Source organism: Centipeda sp. (in: firmicutes) (genome assembly GCF_057271695.1).
The window spans coordinates 1-2,468 of record NZ_DBHIVL010000133.1; the positions used below are offsets into that span (position 1 = coordinate 1).

The following is a 2,468-nucleotide window of genomic DNA, read 5'->3' on the forward strand; positions in this document are numbered from 1 at the left end:
GCGTCCGGTTTGCCTCCTTGTTCGGACGAAAAAATCTACGCCAATCTGACGGACCTCATTTTATCAGCGATTCCCTAGGGAATCGTGAGCGGTGGTGGAGGCACAACAGAATAAGGGGAGCTGGCAGCAGTCAGCTGAGAGGGGATTATGCGTTCCGACCCATAACCTGATTTGGATAATGCCAACGTAGGGATATATGTGCAGATAGCGCGGCTATGTCAGTTGGCATAGCCGCGTTTTTGATTTTTTTCTAAGCCTGCCTTGCGTGCAGGGAAGAGGGACATGAATTGGAGGTTTCCATGGAAAAACGTACAAGCATCCCCGCAAATGCACTGATCTGGTTCGGTGCGGGTGTTTCACTGGCGGAGATTTTAACAGGCACATTCTTTGCACCGCTCGGCTTTCGCGACGGCGGGATTGCCATTGTGGTCGGACACATCATCGGCTGTGCGCTGCTTTTCCTCGCGGGGCTGATCGGCGCACGCACGCGCCGCAGTGCGATGGAGACGGTCAAGATGGCGTTCGGTGCGCGCGGCGGGCTGCTCTTTGCTGTGCTCAACGTCATGCAGCTCATCGGTTGGACGAGCATCATGATCTATGACGGGGCACTCGCGGCAAATTCCGTGATGGATGCGGGGCATTGGCTTTGGTGCTTTGTCATCGGCGTGCTGATTATCGTTTGGATTCGGATCGGGATTCTGCGGATTGAGCGCGTGAACGCCGTCGCCATGACGGGGCTGTTTTTGCTCACCGTGCTCCTCTGCTCCGTCATCATGGGCGGGACGGGGGCTGCGGGCTCTGCGGCAGGTGAGGCGATGAGCTTTGCGATGGCTCTTGAGCTCTCGATTGCGATGCCACTCTCGTGGCTGCCGCTCATCTCGGACTACACGCGCGAGGCGGAGAAGCCCGTCGCTGCTGCCGCAGTGAGTGCGATCGTCTACGGGCTCGTCAGCTGCTGGATGTACTTCATCGGCATGGGCGCGGCGATTCTCACGGGCGAGAGTGACATCGCACAGATTATGCTGCACGCGGGACTTGGCGTAGCAGGGCTCGGTGTCGTCATCCTCTCGACCGTCACCACAACGTATCTCGATGCGTACTCGGCGGGTGTCTCAAGCGAGAGCATCGTGCGCTCCGTCTCGGGGCGTACCGTCGGCATCGGCGTGACCGTCCTCGGTGCGGTTGCGGCATCGCTCTACCCGATGGACGACATCACGGGGTTCCTCTACATCATTGGCTCGGTCTTTGCCCCGATGATCGCCGTCCAGATCGCGAGCTACTTCCTCCTGCGCGAGGATGCGGCGGGACGCCCTGTCCACACGGTCAACCTCGCTGTCTGGTTCATCGGCTTCCTCTGCTATCGCTGGCTCATGACACTTGACACCCCCGTCGGCAGCACCCTCCCGACCATGGCGATTACGCTTTTTCTTGCGCTCGCTGCGCATCGGTTGATGGGGAAACGAGCGAAGTGAGAGGGGGAGTGGCGAAGAGGGCACGCATCCCCTCCTCAATGAAAGGAAAATATAAATGCCTACATCAACCCTCAACCAAATCCGCGCGGCATCCCCGCTCATCCACTGCATCACCAACTACGTCACCGTCAATGACGTTGCGAACGTCCTGCTCGCCATCGGTGCGCGTCCTGTCATGGCGGATGACCTCGAGGAAGTGGAGGAGATCACCGCGCTCTCTGCGGGGCTCTGCCTCAACATCGGCACACTCAATGCGCGAACCATCCCAAGTATGATTGCGGCGGGCAAACGTGCCCGCGCTCTCGGACATCCCGTTGTGCTCGACCCCGTCGGCGCGGGCGCAAGTCGCCTGCGTACCGCGACCGCGCTTCGCATTCTGGACGAAGTGCGTCCGACCCTCATTCGCGGCAACATCTCCGAGGTGCGGACGCTTGCTGTTGGCACGGGCTCAACGCAAGGTGTTGACGCGAACGCGGCAGATGCCGTCACCGAGGCGAACCTTACTGCCGCCGCCGAGCTTCTGCGTTCCTTTGCCACACGGACAGGCGCAATCGTCGCCGTCACAGGCGCAATCGACCTCGTAACGGACGGGCGGGACTGCTATGCCATTCGCAACGGATGCGCCGAAATGGGACAGGTCACGGGGTCGGGCTGCCAGCTCTCCGCGCTCCTCGCTGCCGCCCTTGCCGCCGCTCCGTCCGACACCCTCGCGGCAGTCGCCGAGACCGTCGCTCTTATGGGCACTGCGGGCGAGATTGCATGGGCGCAGATGGGGGCGTGCGACGGCAACGCGACCTATCGCACGCGCATCATTGATGCCATTTATCGCATGACGAGTGAAGAACTTGATGTGCGTATGAATATCATGAAGCTCTAGGGAAGCACTGATAAATTCAGCCGCGCCGTCTTAGCACATCTTTTTCGCCCTGTCTGTGTCGACAAATCCTCCACATAGCCCTTGCTATGCGTCCGGTTTGTCTCCTTGACAGGACAAAA

At 59.9% G+C, this 2,468-nt stretch carries 3 protein-coding genes and 1 riboswitch; of the genes, 2 read left to right on the forward strand and 1 reads right to left on the reverse strand.

Annotation, left to right across the window (positions count from 1 at the left end; all coding sequences use genetic code 11):
- The first annotated feature begins 103 nt into the window (after positions 1–103).
- A riboswitch (TPP riboswitch) is annotated at positions 104–210 on the forward strand.
- A gap of 89 nt (positions 211–299) precedes the next feature.
- Together cytX and thiM are read left to right on the forward strand one after the other, a co-directional pair.
- Positions 300–1,472 carry a putative hydroxymethylpyrimidine transporter CytX gene (cytX, locus tag ACO6BQ_RS12340; protein WP_489121396.1) on the forward strand — a complete coding sequence of 391 codons (1,173 nt, stop codon included), beginning with the start codon at positions 300–302 and terminating at the stop codon, positions 1,470–1,472.
- A 55-nt stretch (positions 1,473–1,527) separates the two neighbouring features.
- A complete protein-coding gene (thiM, locus tag ACO6BQ_RS12345; RefSeq protein WP_489121398.1) occupies positions 1,528–2,349 on the forward strand; it encodes a hydroxyethylthiazole kinase in 822 nt (273 codons plus the stop codon).
- On the opposite strand, the gene ACO6BQ_RS12350 is transcribed toward thiM, so the two are convergent.
- The coding region (locus ACO6BQ_RS12350) for a secretion protein HlyD (protein WP_489121401.1) at positions 2,346–2,468 on the reverse strand (123 nt) is incomplete at its 5' end. The genes thiM and ACO6BQ_RS12350 overlap by 4 nt on opposite strands.